Below are 6,884 nucleotides of genomic sequence, written 5' to 3'. Positions count from 1 at the left end.
ACGAAGATCCCCTTCTCGTCGGAGTAGGACAGGACCCTTCCGTTCTCGATCCGGACGCGGAAATATTCCCGGGCCCGCGGGAACGCCGTGAGGAACATCGATTCGACCTCCCGCTGCACGTCGGGGGGCTGTCCGGCGCGGGCCACCCATTCGTCGAACGGGTGTTGCTTCCACGCGCGCGAAACGTGCAGAAGGAACAGCCCCGCCTGCTCGAGGACGATGTTCCACTCCTCGATCCGGTAGCTTCGCACGTGCGTAGGGTCGCGCACCTTCTCGACCCCGTTGAGGAAGGCGTCGAGCGCCGGGTCGTCGGGCACGACGCTGTCGATGATCCCGGCCAGCCCTCCGGGCTTGGTGACGCGCAGCATCTCGCCGACGGCGGCCGAAAGATCCGGGAAATGGTGCGGCGCGATGCGGCAGGTGACCCGGTCGAACGTCCCCGTGGCGAAGGGGAGGCTCTCCGCGTCGGCCACGACGAATGCCATGTTGCGGCACCCCCGCTCGGCGGCCGTGATTCTCGCCTCCCCGATCATTTCCGGCGTGAGGTCGGAGGCGACGACCTTCCGCACGCCCGTCGAAAACGCCGCTGCGGTGTGCCCTCCGCCGGTGGCGATGTCGAGAAGAAGGTGGGAGGGGTCGAGAGCGAGAAGGGACCGGAGGATTTCCCGGTCTTCGGAGTCGACGTGCTCGGGACTCGTCCGGTACCGTTTCGCGGATCCCGCGAACCGGCCCCTCGTCTCCCCTTTTGTCGGCGGTTTTATCTTCTTTGCCTCCTCCGCGGTTTCGTTCCCATTTTCCGACTGCCCGGGAACGATTACAATGGGGAGGACCATGGGGAAGCGTAAAAACGATATTTCCCGCCTGTTTGCCGGTCCCTTTCCCGCTCTGGAAGAAAGGCTCCTTTCCCGTCTCCCGGAGTCGTTCGGACGCGCCCGCGGGCGGGAGGACGTGCTCCTCGTCCCTTCCAACGAGCTTCGGGAGCATCTCCTGCGCCGCCTGGCGGCGAGGGGGGAGGGGGTTGCGGCGGGTTCCTCGATCGTGACGCTCTACGATTTCGTCGTGCGGCTGCTCAAGCACCGGGGGATCTTTCCCCGCGAGCTTCCCCCCGCGCAGGCGTCCGCGGCGATGCTCGCCGCGGTCCGGGAGGTGTACGCAACCGGGAAGGGGGACTTCGCGGCGATCTCCACGACGCCGGGTTTCGTCCTTGCCCTCTCCCGCACGATGTCGGACTTCGAGGAAGGGTGGGTGGGGGAAGAGACCCTTCGGGAGGCGGAAGCGAGGGCGCGCGCGGGGGGGAACCCGAAGGCGAACCGATGGGCCGAGTGGCGACGCCTCTTTCTCGCCGTCGAGAGGAAGATCGCGGCCGCGGGAGGAATGTCCCGCCGGAAGATCTTCCAGCAGGCCGTCGCGGGGTTCGAGCAGCCCGGCTATCCGTTCCGCGCGATTCTTTACGGCTTCTACGACTTCACCCGCCTGCAGTGGACGCTCGTCGACGCGCTTCTCGCGAGCGGCATCCTCGACGAGGTGTACTTCCCCGGGATCTTCCGGGAGGACGGTTCCCTTTCCCCCGCCTTCGCCTATGCGGCGCTTGCGTGGGAACGGCTGTGTGCGGCCTTTGAGAGGAATGTCGAGTACCTGGGGGATCCCGTCTCTCCCGCCGTGGACGCGGTCCGCGAACGGCTCTTCTCCCCGCCTCCGCCGGCCGCCACCGGAGCGGTCCCGTTTTCCGTCCTGTCCGCCCCCCACGAAAGCGGCGAGTTGCGCCTCGCCGCGAGACAGGTGCGGGAGTGGCGGGACGCATATCCCGGAGAGGACGTTCTCCTCGTCTCCCGGAAGTTCGCGGAAGGCCTGGTCCCCGCCTGGGAGAGGGTGGCCGCCGAATACGGGATCCGGGCCGCGGGAAGGGCAAGCGTGCCGCTTTCGTCCGTCCCCCCCGTGCGCGTCCTGATCCAGATGATCGAGGCGGCCGAGGAGGATTTTCCGCGGAGGAAGGTGATCGACATACTTTCCTCGCCCTACCGGCGGAGGGAGGAAAGAGGCCCGGGCCCCGCGCCGCGCCCCGACCTCTGGGACGTGTGGACGAGGGAGCTCCTGGTGGTCTCCGGCTCCGACTGGGAGACGCGCCTCGCCCGCCTGCGCCTCCGGGGGGACGGGGAGGAGACCGACGAGGAACGGGAAGAACGGGAGGAACGGCGGCTCCAGCTCCGGCTCCTTGGGGAAGAGGTTCGCCTCCTCCGGGAGGCGCTGCGGCCGGTCCGCGAGGCGCGCAGCTACGCCGGGCTCTCCGCGGCCCTTGTCTCCCTCCTGATCCGGGATTTCCGGATCGGGGGCGGGGACGACGCGGAAGGAGACCGGGACCGCCGCGCCATGGCGGCCCTTCTTTCCCTGCTGGAGGACGTTGCGCTGATCCCGGACCGGGAGGTCCCGTGGCCGGGCACGGAGACCGCCCTCGCCTGGCTGCGCGGGCTTCTTGCCGACCAGCGCCTTTTCGTGGGCGAGAGGGGGGGGATGCGCGTTCCGGGGGCGGTGGTCGCGGGGGACATCTTCTCCCTGCGCGGGGCGACGGCCGACCGGATCCTGTTCCTCTCCGTCAACGAGGAGGCGGTGCCCGCCCAGATCGAGGAGGATCCTCTCCTTCCCGACGTCGATCGGGAGGAGATCAACCGGATCTCCCGCCAGCGGGGGATGCCCGACGCCCTCGCGCTTCGGCGCCGCAACGCCGCCGAGGAGAGGCTGCTCTTCTCCCTTCCGGCGGCGTCGGCGAGGGAGGAGGTCGCCTTCGGCGTCCTCCGGGCCGACGCGGAAGGGACGGCCCGGAGGCCGTCCCGGTATCTCCTCCATCTCCTCTCCCAGTTCGCGGGGCCGGGGGTCTACTCGGAGAAGTGGGGCGAGGCGTCCGGCGCATCGATCCTCTCCCTCTCCCGGAAACCGTTCGCGGCGCTTTCCGGCCCGGGACCCGTGAGCGCGAGGGAAGCGGCCCTTAGGGGCTGGCGCGACGGCGTTTTTCCGGACCCGGGGGACCGGGAGATCTCCTGGGTCCGCGTGGCGGGGATCCTCTCGGAGTGGAGAGCGAGGGGGGAGGGACGGTCGCTCTTTCCGGGTCCGTGGACGGCCATCCCCTCTCCCGCCGTCCACAGTTCCTCCGCGCTGGAAGAGCTGGCGATGTGCCCCTACCGGTATTTCCTGCACCGGCTGCTCGGCCTTGCCCCGGCCGAGGAGCCCGAGGAGACCCTGGTCCTTTCGCCCGCGGAGATGGGGGTGCTCGTGCACGACATCCTCCGGAAGATCGGCAAAGACGCCGCGGAAGGGAAAGGGTGGGGAGACCCGCGCCGGTCGGCCGGCGAGGTGTTCGCCCGGTTTTCCCGGGAGAATCCCGTGGGGCTTCCCGGCCTTTTCCAGCTCCAGCGCAGGGAGATCGAGTCGGCCGTGGATGCGTTCCTCGCGTGGGAGTCCGCCCGGGCGAAGCTCCCCGGAGCGTACCGGGTCGAGGCCGTGGAGGAACGCTTCGGGGTGAAGGCGGAAGGGGGGCTGCCGGCGTTCGCGGGTCGCGTGGACCGGGTGGACCGGGGACCGTCGGGGGAGGTCGAGATCATCGACTACAAATACCGCGACGGGAAGAACGAGAGGCCCCCGCTCTCCCTGATCCGGAACGGCCTTTCCCACCAGATCCCGGTGTACCTCCTGTTCGCCCGCACCCTTTCCCCCGCCGTGCGCGCGTCCCTCCTCTTCCTCAAGGGGGAGATCCGGTCCGTCACGGTGGAGGGAGGGCGATGGGAGGAGATCCGGGGGGAATGGTCCGCCTCGCTCGCCGCATGGCTTTCGCTTGTCTCCGCGGGATATTTCCCGCCCTTTCCCCACCACCGGTTCCGCTTCGCGGGCGACCTCCCGCCGAGGTATTGCCGGGGCTGCCCGTACCGGGACCATTGCCGCGTTTCGCCCGCCTTCGAGGGGACGGAAGCCGAGACGGAGGCGTTGATCCGGCGGGTCCTCGAAGACCCGGCCTTCCATGCGGTGGCGGGCTTGCGCCCGGTGAGGGAGGGCTAAACGGTGGAACGCGACCGGCGCACGGCCGTCACCGATTTTTCCCGGGATTTCGCGGTCGATGCCTCCGCGGGAACGGGGAAGACCGCCACCCTCATCGCCCGGGTCACCAACCTGTGTCTCGAGAAGAAAAACCTCGGGCCGGACGACGTCCTTCTTCTTACGTTCACGGACAAGGCCGCGGCCGAGATGAAATCGCGGGTCGTGGAGGGTTGGGAGATCCTGCTGTCCGCGTCCCGGTCGGCGGAGTCCCTCGAGGAGGCGAGGGAGAAGGTCGGGAAGTGGAACTCCCTGGTCGAGATCCCGGACGGCGCCTTCCCCTCGGTGGAGGACCTTCGCGCCCGGGCCGAGGAGATGGCCGACGGCGTGGGGAGGCTCTCCGTCACGACGTTCCATTCCTTCTGCCGGCGGATCCTGCTCTCGTTTCCCGCGGAGGCCGGCGTCGACCCCCGTTTCGAGGTCCTCCCCGAGGGGGGAGCCGCGGATGCCTGGGACGCCGCGTTCCGGAACTTCCTCCGCTCCGAGTTCGGGCGGGAGGAGACGGACCCGCGGTGGGAGCGCGCGATCTCCCGGTCGTCCGACCGGGAAGCGGCGTTCGGAATGATCCGGCGACTTTGCCTGTTCCACCGGGATCTTCTCGAGGGGGAGGCGCACGACTTCGGATCGCCGGCCGATTTCCTGGGGTACCTGCGGGAGGAGTATCGGGGGACGGTCGATTGGTTCCGTGCGTTCGTCGGGGGAATCGCCGACCGCACCCACGAGATGGCGCCGGTCCTCGCGTCGGCGCTTGCGGTCCTCGACCGCGGCTGGGAGGCGGTCACGGGGGGGGATCTCGACGCCGCTGCCGGAATCGCGCCGGAAGGGTCCGCCGCGTTCGAATTCCGGGCCGACCGCCTGAGAAGCGCGAAGATGTTCCCGAGACCGCCGGGCCTTACGCCCAAGGAGGCCCGGGACAGGCTGAAGACGTTCTGGCGGGAACTCGCGGAGGTCCCTCCGGGCGACGTCGCCGCCCGTTTCCTCGTCGACAGGGCGCGTGCCGCCGCGCGCTTCTACGAGAAGGCGAAGGGAAGCGGCCTCGATTTCATGGACCTGTTGCTGCGCGCGAAAAAGCTGCTTTGCGGGGACCGGATGGTCGCGGAACGGGTTTCGGGGCGGTTCCTGCACATCCTGGTGGACGAGTTCCAGGACACCGATCCTCTCCAGGCCGATATCCTCCATGCGCTGGCGGCGGACGGCACCCCCGGCCGCCTGTTCGTCGTCGGCGACCCGAAACAGTCCATCTACGGATTCCGGCGCGCGGATGTCCAGGTGTACCACAGGTTCCGGGAGGAGCTCGTTGCCGCCGGAGGGGGGACGATCACTCTCGTGCGGAATTTCCGGAGCCGGCCGGACCTCGTCGCGGCCGTGAACGGCCTCTTCGGGCACGTGTTTCCCGGGGGGGAGGATTTTTCCCCGCCGTACTCGCCGGTGGTCTCCCACCGGCAGGACGCTGCGGAGGGAGAGGCCGCGACGCTTTTCTCCCTCGGGGAAGGGGTGGAGGAGGCCGGGTTTCTGTGCGGGCTGATCCGGGAGATCGTGGGGAAGGTGACGGTGGGGGGGAAGCAGGGGGGAGAAGGCCGGCCCGCGGAACACCGCGACATCGCGGTGCTGTACCGGGCCGACACCGCGGGAAAGGTGCTCGCCTCGTACCGCGACGCCTTCGCCCGCGCGGGGATCCCTCACCTGGTGCCTTCCCGGAAAGGGTTCTTCGCGAGGCAGGAGGTGCAGGATCTCCGGATGGTCCTCTCGGCCGTCGATACGCCGGCGGACGCCTCCGCGCGCTACGCGGCGCTGAAAACGATCTTTTTCGGCCTCTCGGACGCGGAGATCCTCCCCCTGTACGCGAAAGGGGAGGAGGCCGCTTCTCCGCGGGCCGCAGATGCCCTTTCCCTGCTCGCGCGCCTCTCCGCCCGCCGGGGGAGGTCCTCCCTGTCGGAACTGCTCGCGGAACTGTACCGGGAATCGGGCGTGGAGTTCGTGGCCGCCCGGCTCTCCGAGGGGGAGAGGATCCTGCAGAACCTGGCCAAGGCCGCCGAGATCGCCTTCGCGTTCGAGTGGGGGGGAGGAGGCTCGGTCAAGGCGTTCCTCGAGGAGATCCGGCGCAAGACGGAGGAGGAGAGGCCGGAAAACGAGTTTCCCGTATTCGAGGAGGGGGAGGACGCGGTGCGCATCTCCACCATCCATCTCTCCAAGGGGCTGGAATTCCCGGTGGTGATTCTCGCCAACCTGTCCCGGGGAGGGAGAAAGCCGCCGGAGGGGTTGCGGGTGGACAGGGTCCGGGGGCTGTCGGCGGTGATCTTCCCCGGGTTCCGGACGTACTCCGCGTTTCGGCGGGTCCCCTTCGGCGGCGGGTCGGTCACCTTCGAGGAATGGGAAGCGGCGAAGCAGGACGCCGAGGAAAGGCGGCTTCTCTATGTCGCTGCGACCCGGGCCCGGGACCGCCTGTTCCTCGTGGAAGGCGCGAAGGGGAGAGGGTCGGAGCTCGACGATTCCCTGCGCGCGGCGCTTACGGCGGCCGCGGACGGGGTCCCCGGCGCCTGCGGGGTCACGGGCCTGTCCGGCGTTCGGCGGGTGTTCGGCGGGGGGGGGACGGTGCTTCGGGTGGACGTGAGGGAGCCGCTTCCGGTACCGGCCTCCCCCCCTCCCGCTCCGCCCGATCTCTCGTTCGTGGAGGGGTGGTCTCCCCCACCCCTTTCGCCCTCTCCTCCTCCAGCCCCGGACCTGACCCTCCGGGAATTTCATGAACGGGCCGCGGCCATGCGCTTCGGGGAAAAGGTCCACCGCGCCCTCGAGGCGGCGCCGCC

3 protein-coding genes are annotated in these 6,884 nt (G+C 69.4%); 2 read left to right on the top strand and 1 reads right to left on the bottom strand.

The features are described from left to right. Positions 1–833 (bottom strand): class I SAM-dependent methyltransferase (locus VJ307_04390; GenBank protein HJX73374.1); only part of this gene is annotated, 833 nt, incomplete at its 3' end. On the opposite strand from VJ307_04390, the gene VJ307_04385 reads away from it, so the two are divergent. Beyond that, positions 832–4,044: a PD-(D/E)XK nuclease family protein gene (locus VJ307_04385; GenBank protein ID HJX73373.1), complete on the top strand. Its 3,213-nt coding sequence runs from the start codon at positions 832–834 to the stop codon at positions 4,042–4,044. The two genes, VJ307_04390 and VJ307_04385, sit on opposite strands and share 2 nt — an antisense overlap. Positions 4,045–4,047: 3 nt before the next feature. Then, positions 4,048–6,884 (top strand): UvrD-helicase domain-containing protein (locus tag VJ307_04380; protein ID HJX73372.1); only part of this gene is annotated, 2,837 nt, incomplete at its 3' end.

This window comes from Candidatus Deferrimicrobiaceae bacterium, from assembly GCA_035256765.1.
Lineage (GTDB): Bacteria > Desulfobacterota > Deferrimicrobia > Deferrimicrobiales > Deferrimicrobiaceae > CSP1-8.
The sequence above is the reverse complement of the archived record's forward strand: the minus strand, read 5'-3'. Positions and strand labels throughout refer to the sequence as shown.